A 13775-nucleotide genomic window follows, 5' to 3' on the forward strand; every position below is an offset into this window, starting at 1 on the left:
GTGGGACAATAAAAAGACCGATTGGTCAATTTGAGCAATGAGGAGAACGGAATGTTGCGCATCCTTGCAAACGGAGCCTGTCTTGCCGCGCTGGCCCTGGCCTCGCAGGCGGCCCAGGCGGTGGACGCCGAGCAATGCCGCGTGGTCCGCATGGCCGAGCCCGGCTGGAACGATCTCGCTTTCACCACGGGTGTGGGCAATGTGCTTCTGCAAGCGCTGGGCTATCAGCCACAGAGCGAGGTGCTCGGCATCAACGTCATCTACGAAGGCATGAAGAACCGCGATCTCGACCTGTTCCTGGGCTACTGGGACCCGGCGATGGTCACCTACTACGAGCCTTACAAGAAGGACGGCTCGATCGAGAATGTGCGCGTCAATCTCGTCGGCGCCAAATACACGTTTGCCGTACCGACCTATGTCTGGGAGGCGGGGGTCAGGGACGTCTCCGACCTGCACAAGTTCGCCGACAAGTTCGGCAAGAAGATGTACGGCATCGAGCCCGGCTCCAACCAGCTGATGATGGATGCCATCGCCGATCCGGCTTTTGGCCTCGATGGCTGGCACGTGGTCGAGTCCAGCGAAGCCGGCATGCTGTCGGAGGTCGGCTACGAGATCAAGGAGAAGCAGTTCATCGTCTTCCAGGGTTGGGCGCCGCATCCCATGAACACCATGTACGACTTCAAGTATCTGACCGGCGGCGACAAATTCTTCGGCCCGAATTTCGGCGCCGCGACGGTGACGACGCAGGTCCGCAAGGGCTACCTGCAGGAATGTCCGAACGTGGCGCGGCTCCTCGGAAATCTCGTCTTCGACATCGACTTCGAGAATGTCGGCATGGGCTACCTCATCAATGACGGCATGAAGCCGGAGGACGGGGCGCTGAAGGCGATCACGCTGAACAAGAACCGCCTCGATGCCTGGCTCGCCGGTGTCACCACTTTCGATGGCAAGCCTGGTCTTGCCGCCGTCAAGGAAAAGCTCGGCCTGTGAGACTGCCGGACGCCTTGCCCGTTGCCGAGGTGGAACAGGACGCCTGGGCCGCCCGCAAGCAATGGGTCCACACGGGCGATCTCGACATCGCCTATGTCGAGATCGCCGGCGCCGGGCCGCCGCTGTTGCTGATTCATGGTTTCACGGACACCAGCCGCAGCTTTTCACTGCTGGCGCCGCATCTGGCCGGCCGCCGGCTGATCATGCCCGACTTGCGTGGCCATGGTGCCTCGCAAGCGGGCGACGGCTGCCGCGTCGCGGATTTCGCCGAGGACATCGCCGGGTTGATCCGGCACCTGCGGCTGGAAAGGCCTGTCGTCGTCGGTCATTCCCTGGGCGGCATGGTGGCGATTGCCTTGGCCGCTTGGCATCCGGGCCTGATCGGTGGCCTGGTCGTGCTGGCCAGCGCGTTGAAGCCCGGCTTCACGCCGGACCATCCATTGCCGGTCGGCATCCGGGCCTTGCGCGACCCGATATCGCCAACCGATCCGTTCTTCGCCTGGTGGCATGCATGTGGGGCCTCGGTACCGCAGCCGTTTCTCGCCGGCCTGGCGAAGGAAGCTTCCGCCATGCCAGCTGCCCGCTGGCGCGGCATTCTCGATGAAGTCCGCATGACCGACCTGGCAGCCGAGGCACGGGCGGTGCGGGTCCGGACGCTGATCATCGCCGGCGCCTGCGATCCGCTTTTCGGCGAAGCGCACCAACAGGCTTTGGCCGAGGCGCTGACCGGATCCCGTCTCGTGTGGGCGCAAAATTGCGGTCACAATCCGCACTGGGAGGACCCGGCCTTTGTCGCCTCGGCGATCGCGGAAATGTTGACCGGCCGCTGATCATCTCAACAGCGATCGGGCCGTGGGCACCAGCCGCAACGTCTCTGCCGGCTTTGTGCTGACGGCTTGCATGCTCTGGATGAGCGCCCGCCACGCCGACGAAGCAGCGAGGCTATGGTTGGCATGGGCATCGGCGTCGTGGAAGCCGGTAACGGCGACGAAGACGTTTTCTCCGGCGCGCACGGGAAGTCGCGGGAACGTGTTTGCGGCCGGCTCCGTCACGAAGGCGCCGAGCAGACGCGCGCCGTTCTGGGCAAGCCGCGCAACCATCTCCGCTCGGAAGCGCCCGGCGACATCGGCCCCGGTGCCCGGCCGCAAATGATGAATCGAAATCTCAACCAGACCGGGCAACCCATTCCGATCGCTTGTGCTTTTGGCCGCCGATGGCCGGCGCAGCCCCGACAGATCGAAGCCGGCATCCGGCCACGCCGGTCGCAGCAGCAACACATCGTCGGAATCGATCATCGTCGCATTGGCGGCATCGCGGTGTGCGGCCCATACAGGGCCGTCATAGAACGCGCCCAGAGCGTCCTTGCGGGCATCCATGCTGTCGAAGCCGCGCATCCAGACGAACATGTCGGGGCGGTCCAGGTCACGGAATTGGCCGATGATGGTCATCCCCGCGTCTTCCTGGCTTTCGATGAACTCCGTGTCGAAGATCTCGATCAACGTTTCGCGCCGGCCGGGCTTCAACGTGTACTGGCGCAATTCGACGATCGGTGAGGCGAGTGCCGCCGGCTTCGGCGTGGCATTCGGGGTCGGGTTCATCCGGCGTTCTCCAAAACAGGTTGATCACCCGGTTTATAAACAGACCGGTTGCCCTGTTTTGTCAACATGCTATCCTTCGAGAATGTCAGCAGAGCTCAACATCCAGCCAAGGCGAGCCCGAGGCAAACGCATCAACGACCCTGAGGGCATGCGCCGGAAAATGCTCGATGTCGCGGAAGACGCGTTTCAGGCACGCGGCTATCATGCTTCCAGCCTCGGCGACCTGATGGCGGCGGCAGGCGTCAGCGCCGGCGCGCTGCATCATCATTTCCCGACGAAGAAGGCGCTGGCGCTGGCGGTCATCGACGAGCGTGTGGCGGCGGCGGTCGAGGAGACGTGGATCGCCCCGGTGCAAGCGGCGGCTTCGGCGCGTGATGGCGTGCGTCAGGTGTTCGAAGCCGTGGCGGCGGAACTGGAACGGCAAGGTTTCGTGCGCGGCTGCCCGCTCAACAATCTGGCGCATGAGCTCTCGCTCGCCGATCCCGAGTTCCGGATTGCGCTTGCCGGCATCTTCGCTGCATGGCGCCAGGCGATCGCCGACAAGATCAGCGCCGACCAGCAGGAGGGCAGGGAGCAAGGCACGGACCCCCGGCAGTTTGCGATGGTTGCCGTCGCCGCCTATTCCGGTGCCATGTCGATGGCCAAGGCAGCGCAGGACGCCAGCCCGTTGCGCGATTGCCTTGCGGCGTTCGAGAGCGCCGCGCAAGCGGCATCATCGCAGGGCGATCCGGGGGCGAGGCGACGTCGCAGGGTGCTGCGGCGGTACGGCGGCATTTGAGGCAGGCTACAGCCCAGCTTTGCGGCGATGCCGCGGCGAGCGGGACAGCCGGTTCCTAGATCTAGTCGGCCAAAGGCTTGATCGTCTTGTAGCCGTTCACTGATTCCGCGCTGGTGCCTTCATCGTAGCGCCGGGCGAGAGCGGCCTGCAGATCGGGTGAATAGAGTGCCGTGAAGGCGTCGAGTGTCTCTCCGCCTCCGTTCTTGAAGGTCTCCGTGACGGCGAGCACATTGTATTTGCAGTCGCCCAGGCTGAACGTCTCCTTGCCCTTGACGGCCAGCGTCAGTGTCTTGGTGGCATTCGGCTGCTTGCTGGGCGACAGCTCGACGAACTCGATCGTGCTCTTGGCTCCCGCCTTGAGTGGAAACAGTTTTCGCAAATCGGCAAACGGGACAATTGCCAGCCGACCCGTCTCGCTGTCGCGAAAAACCTCGATGGCGGCTCTTTCCTGCGGCGATCGCCGTGGCGAGGACTGAACTTTACTGCCGCCCGCCCTCCATGCTGAAATCCCCGATGATGAATCGCCCTTCCTCCATATTGCTCTCGCGCCGTGGGTTTCTACTACAGGCCGCCGGTCTTGCCACGGCCGGTGCGCTTTCACGCCCGGCGTTCGGTCAGACCGGGCAGCGCATCCAGCCTGTCGACGCCACCTTCCTGTTCGTCGCCGATGTCCATGCCTGCCGCATGGCGAGCGGCTTGAGCCCCAATTGCCAGCTGGAAGGCAAGACGGACGCGGCGCTGCTGCGCGACGTCGCGGCGTTGAACGCCATCGGTGACAAGGAGTGGCCGGCCGAGATCAACGCCATCGCCACCGGCCTGCGGCCTGCCGGTAGCCGCATCGGCACGCCGCTCGGCCTTGTCGTCGGCGGTGACATCACCGACGATGGCGGCGGCCAGATCACCGAGCCCAGCGAAGGCACCCAACTCCTGCAGTTCAGCCAGCGCTATCAGCAAGGCATGGGCCCTGACCGCGTGCATGTTCCGGTTTATGTCGGCCTCGGCAATCACGACCTCGACCAGAACGGGCCGCCGCACCATGTCGACTGGTACCGGCGCGAAATGCGCGACTATGTCGAGGTCAATCATCGCGCCGGCGTGTTCTTCAAGCCGCCGGTGCCGGCCACCAGCTACGATGTCGACACCGACTGCTATTCATGGGACTGGGGCGGCCTGCATCTGGTGCAGACCCATCGCTTCGCCGGCGACACCGGCCATGGCGCCGACAACAGCCTGCCTTGGCTCAGGCAGGACCTGGCGACCTATGCCGCCGACGGCCGCCCGGTCATCCTGTTCCAGCACTATGGCTGGGATATTTTTTCGACGGAGCGGTGGGACCCCGCCAGGAGGGCGTTTGACGACGAAGGCAAGGGAGCGTCGCATTGGTGGAGCGATGCGGACCGCCAGGCATTGCTGGCGGCCCTGAAGGGCTACAACGTTATCGCCATCTTCCACGGTCATCAGCACGAGGTGCCGATGATCTATCAACGCGACAGCCTCGATCTCTTCAAGCCGAAAGCGGCCTATATGGGTGGCTTTGCTCTGGCACGTGTCACCGACGACAGCCTGGACGTCGTGTTGGGTGAAGCCAGCGACGATGATGGCGACGTGATTTTCACCAACGCCTTCAGCAAATCGCTGAAGACGTGAAAAGGGCCGCTCGACGCGGCCCTTCCACAGCGATCAGAACGATTTCTTGACCTTGTCCTTCACGTCGCCATAGGCCTTCTGCACCTTGCCGGTGGCCTTGTCGGCCATGCCTTCGGCCTGTGTCTGCCTGTTGCCGGTCGCTTTGCCGGCAGCCTGCTTGATCGAGCCTTTCACCTGCTTGGCGACGCCGGCCACCTGATCCTTGTTCACCATTTTTCGCATCTCCTGGTTCGCCTGGGCAAACGAGCCGGCACGGTTTCGGTTCCAGCAGCCGCTGCTTGGGTCGGCAAGACAGGTGCCTTTCGGCGGCCGGGTCGGCAGGCTAGGGTGCCGGCCAGCGCACTCCGCAAGAAGCAATACCGCCAAAGGGGGACAGATGTCGGAATTCACGCTTTATATCGGCAACAAGTGCTTTTCATCCTGGTCGCTCAGGCCCTGGGTGGCGATGCGGCACCTGGAGATAGCATTCGAGGAGGGATTCGTGCGGCTGCGCACGCCGGAAACCGCGGCCAACCTGGCGAAAGTGTCGCCGACCGGTCAGGTGCCCGTCCTGAATCACAAGGGAAGGATCGTCTGGGAAACCCTTGCCATCCTTGAATATCTCGCCGACCTCTTTCCGGAGAAAGAACTCTGGCCGGCCGATATCGGCGCCCGGGCGCTGGCGCGTTCGGCGGCGACCGAGATGCATTCCGGGTTTCGCGAAGTCCGCTATGGCTGGCCGATGAACTTGCGCCGGCCCAAGGGGCACAAGCCGCTCGACGCCGAAGGCGAGATCCAACGTGCCCGCATCGAGGCGCTGTGGCGCGAGTGCCGTGAGAAACACGGCAAGGACGGCCCGTTTCTGTTCGGCCATTTCACCGCGGCCGATGCCATGTACGCGCCCGTCGTCACCCGTTTCGACACCTATGGCGGCGATCTGGCGCCCGACACCAGGGCTTATGTCGACGCGGTTCTGGCAACGCCGGCCATGCGCCAATGGTATGCCGAGGCAGCCAGGGAGACATGGCCGGAGCCGGGGCCGGACGAGTAGGGTCTGTGCGGAACGATCTTCCCCAGGGGTCGGCGCGGGCCGCCTAAGGAGCTTTCACCTGGCGGATTTTCGGTCCGATGGCGCAACATTTGACAGGCGTCTGAAACACGCGTAGAAGAAGTTCGTCGATATTTGTTTGACTGACTTTTGTTATCCGCGCTTTCGAGCGCGCCTTTGACGAACTTCCCACATCAAAAATCGAGACAAACGACGTCGTGCATCCGCACGGCGGCGAACGAATATTTGCCATGGAAAGGGTTCGTCATGAGCACCGGCACAGTTAAGTGGTTCAACGCCACCAAAGGTTTTGGTTTTATTCAGCCTGACGACGGCTCCGCCGACGTTTTTGTCCACATCTCGGCCGTGGAACGCGGCGGCATGCGCGACATCGTCGAGGGCCAGAAGCTCGGCTACGAGATGGTCCGCGACAACAAGTCGGGCAAGATGTCCGCCGACCAGTTGAAGGCGGCGTGAAGTAAGAATTCAGCCGTCCCGGTGACCACGGATGTACTGGCACTGGTGAACGGCGAATTCGGGCGCATTGCCACGGGAAACCTGAGTTTCCAAGGTTTGTGCTGCCCATCAGGAGCCAGCTTGTGCATCCAGTTGGATGCGCGGCGGTTCCCAGGGAAGGTCAGGCGGTGCCTGGCCTTTTTCATTTTACGCTTGTTGCCGCCGAAAATGCGCTGCGCATTGGGCTGAACGTGCTAAGGGACGCTGCAGCATTCTGAATCCGCTGCCGCATCGCTTTGTACTGGTCCCGACCGAAGACCCGGTCTCGCCCTATCGGTACCAGGCTCCTGACAGGAGAAAGATCTTGACCGCCCATTCGAAGCCAGCCGTCGACCCGGCCGTGTCGCTTTTCAGCAAGACGCAAACCCAGTCGATGTCGCTCAACCGCATCATTTCCGAACGGGATGCCGTCAGCGAAGCACGGGAAGCCAAGACCGCGCGCCTGCGCGAACTGCGGCTGGAGAAGGAGGCCGACGAGATGGCGGCCGCCGCCGCGCTCGCGGCGCTGCCGAAACGAGCCGGAAAACGCTGATGGCCACCAAGCGCGTACCGCCAACGCCGATCGCGGCCGATGCGACCATAGCCGACATGGTCGAAACCCTGGACAAGCCGGTCGAATATGTCCGGCGCGTGCTGGAAAAACTCGAACGCTGCAAGCGCGCCCATGGCGATGCCCAGGTGCGCGTCGGTGTGCGCGGCCGCGCCGAAGCCCCGAACTACCTGATCGAATATGTCCGCGAGGACAAAAAGACCCAGGAGCGGGTGACCTACCAGGACGCCGCCTACAGCGGCAGCACGCATCGTGAGCTGGCGCCGCATCACATCGCGGAAGCGCGGAACTGGTCGCCCGAGGAGATGAACATCACGGCGGTTTCGGCCCTGATCGGCCGCTTGCGCAATCCGCGCGCACCGTCATCGCGTTTCGCCGACGAGGACTGACATGGCCATAAAATTCTCCGCCAAGGACCAGCCGTCAGCGCCGGCTTCCGCCGCAAAGCCGGCCAAACCGGTTGCGGCGCCGAAGGCGGCCAAGGCCGACGAGGCAGCGACCGATCTGTTCAAGTCGCCGGTCGACGCACCGAAGGGCAAGACGGGCAAGAAGAAGTAGCGCCTTGCCTCGGGATGCCGATCGCAACCTTGCCGCTTCGGGGCCGTTTGCCGTGCTAGCCGCGAGCAGTCCGCCTTCGTCAGCTCCTGTCTTCGATTGCCAGAGCTGCGGGGCCTGCTGCTCCTATTCGGCCGAATGGCCGCGCTTTTCGACCGAGGACGATGCGCAGCTCGACCGGATCCCGGAAAAACATGTGGCCGCCGACCTGTCGGGCATGCGCTGCGACGGCGTGCGCTGTTCGGCCCTGTCCGGCGAAGTCGGCAAGTCGACCGCTTGCACCATCTATGAACTGCGACCGGATGTCTGCCGCGCCTGCATGCCTGGCGATGACGAGTGCCTGATGGCGCGCCGGGCGCTCGGATTTTCAACCTTTTAGCAGCGAATGACTGTCGCTTGTGCACGCCTGGCTTGCTGGCTAGGTTGCGTCAGGGCAGGGCGCCGGAGGAGATCATCGTGAGCATCGAATTTCTGTTGACGTCGCTGATCGTCGTGGCTTCGCCCGGCACCGGCGTTCTCTACACGCTGAGCGCCGGGCTTTCGCGCGGCGCCCGGGCCTCTATCATTGCCGCCTTCGGCTGCACGCTCGGCATCATTCCGCATATGGCGGCCGCCATCACCGGCCTTGCGGCGCTGCTGCACACCAGTGCTGTCGCCTTCGAAACCCTGAAATATCTCGGCGTCGCCTACCTGCTCTACATGGCCTGGAACACGCTGAAGGAGAAGGGCGGCCTGAGCGTCGAGGAAAATGTCGCGCCGCGTTCGGCCGGCAAGGTGATCGCCACCGGCATCCTCGTCAACGTGCTCAATCCGAAACTGTCGATCTTCTTCTTCGCCTTCCTGCCGCAATTCGTCAGCACCACCGAGCCCAATGCACTGTCGAAGATGCTGGAGCTCAGCTCGGTCTTCATGCTTTTGACCTTCGTGGTCTTCGTCGGCTACGGCATCTTCGCGGCCTCGATCCGCAGCCATGTCGTGTCGCGCCCGATGGTGCTGACCTGGATGCGCCGGACTTTTGCCGGCGCCTTCGTCATGCTCGGCGCCAAGCTGGCGCTGGCGGACAGGTGATCGACTAGGCTAGCCCTTGACGTAACCCATCGCCTCGATGATGCGCCCGTCCGCGACGCGCATCAGGTTGACGCCGCGCAGCGAACTGCCGTCGGCCATCAAATAGCGCCAGCGGATCGTGGCGCGGTCGCCCGCCACGAAAGTCTCCTCGAGGTCGAAGCGCGTGCCGGGCGCGGTGGCGATCGCCGACCACAGCTCGACGCAGGCCGCCTTGCCGGCGCGGCGTGCGCCGTCCGGCGCCGGCGTGGTGTTCTCGATCACGCAGTCCTGCGCCACCAATTCGTCGAGCGCCGAGGGGTCGTGGCGCTGGAAGACGTCATTATAGCGCCGCATGATTTCAGCCGTTTCGCCGGAGCGGTTGGCCATGGCGATGTCGATGATCAATTCCTGGGTCACTGGATTTTCTCCTTCCGTCCTTAGTGAGTTACGAGGTTCGCCTTCAGCGTGATCGCTGCGACACCGGCCAGAGCCCGCGAGACGAGGCATCCAGCCTTGGCCGACTGCGCGAGCCGCTCGAAGTCGGCTGCGGCAAGCCCGGCGACATTCGCCTCCGTCTCAAGCTCGATGCGGGTAATCGTCGGTCCGGCCGCGGTGGCGCCCAGATGCACCTTTGCGATCGTGTGGATATCGCTTGCGATATGACCTTCACGGCCAAGCACGGCGGTGAGCGCCATCGAAAAGCAGCCGGCATGGGCGGCCGCGATCAGTTCCTCCGGATTGGTGCCCGGACCGTTTTCGAAGCGGGACGGGAACGAGTAGGCGCCCTCGAAGGCGCCACTGCCCAGCCTGAGCCGGCCGGATCCCTCTTTGAGCGTGCCGTGCCATTCGGCCGATGCGCCGCGAACTGTCATTGCTTTCTCTCCTCTGGTTGATGAATGGGGGGCTCACGCGCCGTCGATGACGACCTTGCCGAACACATCGCCCTGCATGAAATGCCGATAAGCCTCGCGCGCTTCGGCGAACGGGAAGACCTTGTCGATGACGGGCTTCAAGCGATGCGCCGCGACGGCGGCAAGCATCGCCTCCAGGCCGCTGCGGCTGCCGACGAAGACGCGGCCGATGGTGACAAGACTGCGCTGGTAGACGGCGGCTGGGATCTCGACCGATCTGCCCTTCTGGTCTTGGACCGTCAGCAGCACGATGCGTCCATAGAGGGAGCTTGCGATCAGCGATTGCATAAAAGTCGCCGGCCCGCCGGTCTCGACAGTCAAATCGACGCCGCCCGTCGCCTCGCGCAGCTTCATGCCCCAATCCGGCGCCTCGGCCGTTGCGATGACGAGATCGGCGCCGAGCGCGCGCAACCTGTCGGACTTTTCGGCGCGGGAGGTGACGGCCGCCACGCGGCAGCCCATCAGCTTGGCAAACTGCAGTGCAAACAGCGCGACGCCGCCCGAGCCGATAACCAGCACCCATTGCCCGGGTTTTGGGGCGTCCGCGCCCGTCAGCGCGCTCCAGGCCGTCAGCCCCGCGCAGGTGAATGTCGCGGCTTCATGCCAGTCGAGATGCTCAGGCAGCCGCACCGCCCATTGCTCGTCGAGCACGGCGTATTCACCGAGCATGCCGTCCAGCGTGCAGCCGAGCTGGTCGATCAGCCCGGCGTTGATGCGGCCGTCGATCCAGCGGGCGAAATAGCTGCCGGTTACACGTTCGCCGACGGCAAAGCGGGTGACGGCATCGCCGATGGCCACCACTTCGCCGGCGCCATCGCTCAGCGGCACGATGCCGGCTCGCGGCGTCAGCGGATAGGTGCCGTTGAGGATCATCGTGTCGCGGCGATTGAGCGAGGTAGCACGTACCCGCACGAGGATCTGACGCGGACCCGGCTGGAGGACCGCTTCCTCGCGCATCGCCAGCCTGTCGAGGCCGCCGTCCTGTCCTTCCAGCCGATAGTTTTGCATCGTCGCCTCTCAAATATGTAGACCGATTTACATATTATGTAGACCGATTGTCATATTCGGGGCAAGCCCTATAATGCGCGCTCCTGACAGAGGTTGACATGGCGACGGACACACGCACGCGGATGATCGAGGCGACGGCACTGCTTTTGCGGCGGCGCGGCTATCACGGCACTTCGCTCAACGATATTTTGACTGCCAGCGGCGCACCGCGCGGCTCGCTCTATTTCCATTTCCCGGGCGGCAAGGACCAACTGGTTATCGAGGTGACTCGCGCCAGCGTGGCCGACGTGACCGAGCGGCTGGGCGCCCAACTAACAGCGGAAAGCGATCCGGCGGTTGCTGTCCACCACATTTACCAGTCTGTCGCCCGCATGCTGGAGGACAACGAGTTTTCGCTTGGCTGTCCGATCGCGCCTGTCGTGCTCGATGCGCCGAACGATGTGCCCGACCTCGAAGAGATCTGCCGTTCCGCTTTCGAGCAGTGGATCGGCCTGCTGCGGCAGGCGTTCGTCAGAGCAGGGGTGGTCGAGCGTCGTGCCCAGGCGCTGGCGCTGCTGGTCGAGTCTTCGCTGGAAGGCTTGATGGTGATTGCCCGCGCCACCCGCGATCGTTCATCGCTCAACGCCGTGGCCGATGAGGTGGCTGCACTCATCGAGCAGGCCGTGCTCGCCGGCAAGGTGGCGCAGCAGGCCGAGAGCGCTGCTTAAGAAAGGCAGGTGCCGGCCGAGTTAACTGCCAAAACGAAAAAGGGCGGCATTTCTGCCGCCCTTTCCGTATGCATAAAGCCAAGTTGGCTGGATTGAAGTCCATGCCGCCACTCAAGCCCGCTAGCGGGCTTGAGCAACTTGGATTCATGGGCGTGCTTTATGGACTTCTTAGAAGTCCATGCCGCCACTCAAGCCCGCTAGCGGGCTTGAGCAACTTGGATTCATGGGCGTGCTTTATGGACTTCTTAGAAGTCCATGCCGCCCATGCCGCCCATGCCGCCGCCGCCCATGCCGCCAGGCATGCCGCCGCCAGCCGAGTCCTTCTTCGGAGCTTCGGCGATCATGGCTTCGGTGGTGACGAGCAGGCCGGCGACCGAGGCCGCGTCCTGGAGAGCCGTGCGCACGACCTTGACCGGATCGACGATACCCATGGTGATCATGTCGCCATATTCGCCGGTCTGGGCGTTGTAGCCGAAGGTCGCGCCCTTGTTCTCGAGGATCTTGCCGGCAACGATCGAAGCTTCCGCACCAGCGTTCGACGCGATCTGACGGGCCGGAGCCTGCAGCGCACGACGCACGATGTTGATGCCAGCGGCCTGATCGGCGTTGGCGCCGGCCGACTTGATGTTGGCCGAAGCGCGCAGCAGGGCAACGCCACCGCCAGCAACGATGCCTTCTTCCACGGCCGCGCGGGTCGCGTTGAGGGCGTCATCGACGCGGTCCTTCTTTTCCTTGACTTCGACTTCCGTCGCACCGCCGACGCGGATCACGGCAACGCCGCCGGCGAGCTTCGCCAGACGTTCCTGCAGCTTCTCCTTGTCGTAGTCCGAGGTGGTCTCTTCGATCTGCTGCTTGATCTGGGCGACGCGGCCCTGGATCTCGGCCTTCTTACCGGCGCCGTCGACGATGGTGGTGTTCTCCTTGGAGATCGACACCTTCTTGGCGCGGCCGAGCATGTTGAGGCCGACGTTCTCGAGCTTGATGCCGAGGTCTTCCGAGATGACCTGGCCACCGGTGAGGATGGCGATGTCTTCCAGCATGGCCTTGCGGCGATCACCGAAGCCCGGCGCCTTGACGGCGGCGATCTTCAGGCCACCACGCAGCTTGTTGACGACCAGCGTGGCCAAGGCCTCGCCCTCGACGTCTTCCGAGATGATGAGCAGCGGCTTCGAAGTCTGCACAACGGCTTCGAGGACCGGCAGCATGGCCTGCAGGTTGGAGAGCTTCTTCTCGTGCAGGAGGATGTAGACGTCCTCGAGCTCGGCGACCATCTTGTCGGCGTTGGTGACGAAGTAGGGCGAGAGGTAGCCGCGGTCGAACTGCATGCCTTCGACGACTTCCAGTTCGGTCTCGGCGGTCTTGGCTTCCTCGACCGTGATGACGCCTTCGTTGCCGACCTTCTGCATCGCTTCCGCGATCATCTTGCCGACCGACTCGTCGCCATTGGCCGAGATCGTGCCGACCTGGGCGACTTCCTCGGAGGTCTTGATCTTCTTGGCGGCCTTGCCGAGAGCGGCGACCACTTCGGTGACGGCGAGATCGATGCCGCGCTTCAGGTCCATCGGGTTCATGCCGGCGGCAACCGACTTGTGGCCTTCCTGGACGATCGACTGCGCCAGAACGGTCGCGGTGGTGGTGCCGTCGCCGGCGATGTCGTTGGTCTTCGAAGCAACTTCGCGGACCATCTGCGCGCCCATGTTCTCGAACTTGTCTTCAAGCTCGATTTCCTTGGCGACGGTGACGCCGTCCTTGGTGATGCGCGGGGCGCCGAACGACTTGTCGATGACGACGTTGCGGCCCTTGGGGCCGAGCGTGACCTTCACCGCGTCGGCAAGGATGTTGACGCCGCGCAGCATGCGCTCGCGGGCGTCGCGGGAGAATTTTACGTCTTTGGCAGCCATGTTTTAGCTCCTGGCAGGGGCTCGGAAAGAGCCCGAAAATTCAAGTTGAGGGTGAGGCCGATAATCAGCCGATGATGCCCATGATGTCGGATTCCTTCATGATCAGAAGGTCTTCGCCATTGAGCTTGACTTCGGTGCCCGACCACTTGCCGAACAGGATGCGGTCGCCGGCCTTGACGTCCAGGGGGACCAACTTGCCAGCTTCGTCGCGGGCGCCGGAGCCGACGGCGATGATTTCGCCTTCCTGCGGCTTTTCCTTCGCCGTATCCGGGATGATGATCCCGCCGGCGGTCTTGGATTCGGATTCGACCCGGCGAACGACCACGCGGTCATGAAGCGGGCGGAACTTCGACTTTGCCATTTTTTCTTCCTCGATGAGAACAGTGAGAAACAGTTCCTCCATCCGGCGAAGCCGGACATGTGGTTAGCACTCACCAAGGGCGAGTGCTAACGTGGCGCTGAAATAGGCGTGTGGCCCTCGAGAGTCAAGGCGCGCGGCAAGGGGCGTCAGCGCGAAATTTTGCTCTTGCCGCATCGTCG

General features: G+C 63.6%; 20 protein-coding genes. 12 read left to right on the top strand and 8 right to left on the bottom strand.

Going from position 1 to position 13775, the window contains the following annotated elements:
* The first annotated feature begins 51 nt into the window (after positions 1-51).
* Together choX and EN804_RS13475 are read left to right on the top strand one after the other, a co-directional pair.
* On the top strand, positions 52-990 hold the full coding sequence (gene choX / locus EN804_RS13470) for a choline ABC transporter substrate-binding protein (RefSeq protein ID WP_135919730.1): 939 nt from the start codon (positions 52-54) through the stop codon (positions 988-990).
* Positions 987-1820 (top strand): alpha/beta hydrolase, encoded by an 834-nt coding sequence (locus EN804_RS13475; RefSeq protein ID WP_135919732.1) that lies wholly within the window; start codon positions 987-989, stop codon positions 1818-1820. Before choX ends, EN804_RS13475 begins: the two co-directional genes overlap by 4 nt.
* Here EN804_RS13475 and EN804_RS13480 read toward each other — a convergent pair whose 3' ends face one another.
* A complete protein-coding gene (locus tag EN804_RS13480; RefSeq protein ID WP_135919734.1) occupies positions 1821-2588 on the bottom strand; it encodes an NIPSNAP family protein in 768 nt (255 codons plus the stop codon).
* Between the two features lie 148 nt (positions 2589-2736).
* On the opposite strand from EN804_RS13480, the gene EN804_RS13485 reads away from it, so the two are divergent.
* Entirely contained in the window at positions 2737-3366 is a 630-nt protein-coding gene (locus EN804_RS13485; RefSeq protein WP_189521789.1) for a TetR/AcrR family transcriptional regulator, read from the top strand.
* Positions 3367-3427: 61 nt separating this feature from the next.
* On the opposite strand, the gene EN804_RS13490 is transcribed toward EN804_RS13485, so the two are convergent.
* Complete coding sequence (locus tag EN804_RS13490) at positions 3428-3745, bottom strand: hypothetical protein (RefSeq protein WP_246693426.1); 318 nt, start codon at positions 3743-3745, stop codon at positions 3428-3430.
* A 134-nt stretch (positions 3746-3879) separates the two neighbouring features.
* Between EN804_RS13490 and EN804_RS13495 the strand changes: the two genes are divergently transcribed.
* A complete protein-coding gene (locus EN804_RS13495; protein ID WP_189524512.1) occupies positions 3880-5013 on the top strand; it encodes a metallophosphoesterase in 1134 nt (377 codons plus the stop codon).
* 33 nt (positions 5014-5046) lie between these two features.
* On the opposite strand, the gene EN804_RS13500 is transcribed toward EN804_RS13495, so the two are convergent.
* A complete protein-coding gene (locus EN804_RS13500) occupies positions 5047-5235 on the bottom strand; it encodes a CsbD family protein (RefSeq protein WP_189343626.1) in 189 nt (62 codons plus the stop codon).
* A 154-nt stretch (positions 5236-5389) separates the two neighbouring features.
* Here EN804_RS13500 and EN804_RS13505 point away from each other — a divergent pair, with 154 nt between their 5' ends.
* The 7 genes from EN804_RS13505 to EN804_RS13535 all read left to right on the top strand — a co-directional run bounded on the left by EN804_RS13505 (position 5390) and on the right by EN804_RS13535 (position 8729).
* Complete coding sequence (locus tag EN804_RS13505; protein ID WP_135919740.1) at positions 5390-6043, top strand: glutathione S-transferase family protein; 654 nt, start codon at positions 5390-5392, stop codon at positions 6041-6043.
* A 264-nt stretch (positions 6044-6307) separates the two neighbouring features.
* Positions 6308-6517: a cold-shock protein gene (locus EN804_RS13510; protein WP_135919742.1), complete on the top strand. Its 210-nt coding sequence runs from the start codon at positions 6308-6310 to the stop codon at positions 6515-6517.
* A gap of 343 nt (positions 6518-6860) precedes the next feature.
* Positions 6861-7088: a hypothetical protein gene (locus EN804_RS13515; RefSeq protein ID WP_127280426.1), complete on the top strand. Its 228-nt coding sequence runs from the start codon at positions 6861-6863 to the stop codon at positions 7086-7088.
* The gene (locus tag EN804_RS13520; protein WP_056562978.1) at positions 7088-7495 is read left to right on the top strand and encodes a hypothetical protein; all 408 of its coding nucleotides are present in this window, start codon (positions 7088-7090) and stop codon (positions 7493-7495) included. Before EN804_RS13515 ends, EN804_RS13520 begins: the two co-directional genes overlap by 1 nt.
* Before the next feature lies 1 nt (position 7496).
* Positions 7497-7664: a hypothetical protein gene (locus tag EN804_RS13525; RefSeq protein ID WP_135883579.1), complete on the top strand. Its 168-nt coding sequence runs from the start codon at positions 7497-7499 to the stop codon at positions 7662-7664.
* 52 nt (positions 7665-7716) lie between these two features.
* On the top strand, positions 7717-8040 hold the full coding sequence (locus EN804_RS13530; RefSeq protein WP_189524519.1) for a YkgJ family cysteine cluster protein: 324 nt from the start codon (positions 7717-7719) through the stop codon (positions 8038-8040).
* Positions 8041-8117: 77 nt separating this feature from the next.
* A complete protein-coding gene (locus EN804_RS13535; protein ID WP_135863877.1) occupies positions 8118-8729 on the top strand; it encodes a LysE family translocator in 612 nt (203 codons plus the stop codon).
* 9 nt (positions 8730-8738) lie between these two features.
* On the opposite strand, the gene EN804_RS13540 is transcribed toward EN804_RS13535, so the two are convergent.
* From EN804_RS13540 to EN804_RS13550, 3 genes are read right to left on the bottom strand one after another with little or no spacing between them, the layout of a single operon-like run.
* The gene (locus EN804_RS13540) at positions 8739-9125 is read right to left on the bottom strand and encodes a nuclear transport factor 2 family protein (protein WP_135883580.1); all 387 of its coding nucleotides are present in this window, start codon (positions 9123-9125) and stop codon (positions 8739-8741) included.
* A gap of 20 nt (positions 9126-9145) precedes the next feature.
* On the bottom strand, positions 9146-9580 hold the full coding sequence (locus EN804_RS13545) for an OsmC family protein (RefSeq protein ID WP_135915379.1): 435 nt from the start codon (positions 9578-9580) through the stop codon (positions 9146-9148).
* Positions 9581-9613: 33 nt separating this feature from the next.
* A complete protein-coding gene (locus EN804_RS13550; RefSeq protein ID WP_135919746.1) occupies positions 9614-10627 on the bottom strand; it encodes an NAD(P)-dependent alcohol dehydrogenase in 1014 nt (337 codons plus the stop codon).
* 98 nt (positions 10628-10725) lie between these two features.
* Here EN804_RS13550 and EN804_RS13555 point away from each other — a divergent pair, with 98 nt between their 5' ends.
* The gene (locus EN804_RS13555; RefSeq protein WP_135915381.1) at positions 10726-11334 is read left to right on the top strand and encodes a TetR/AcrR family transcriptional regulator; all 609 of its coding nucleotides are present in this window, start codon (positions 10726-10728) and stop codon (positions 11332-11334) included.
* Between the two features lie 245 nt (positions 11335-11579).
* Here EN804_RS13555 and groL read toward each other — a convergent pair whose 3' ends face one another.
* Both groL and groES read right to left on the bottom strand, forming a co-directional pair.
* Entirely contained in the window at positions 11580-13235 is a 1656-nt protein-coding gene (groL, locus tag EN804_RS13560; RefSeq protein ID WP_135915382.1) for a chaperonin GroEL, read from the bottom strand.
* A 64-nt stretch (positions 13236-13299) separates the two neighbouring features.
* Entirely contained in the window at positions 13300-13596 is a 297-nt protein-coding gene (gene groES / locus EN804_RS13565; protein WP_006203049.1) for a co-chaperone GroES, read from the bottom strand.
* Positions 13597-13775 lie beyond the last annotated feature (179 nt).

Origin of the sequence: Mesorhizobium sp. M8A.F.Ca.ET.161.01.1.1, assembly GCF_004792105.1 — a bacterium.
Classification (GTDB): Bacteria; Pseudomonadota; Alphaproteobacteria; order Rhizobiales; family Rhizobiaceae; genus Mesorhizobium.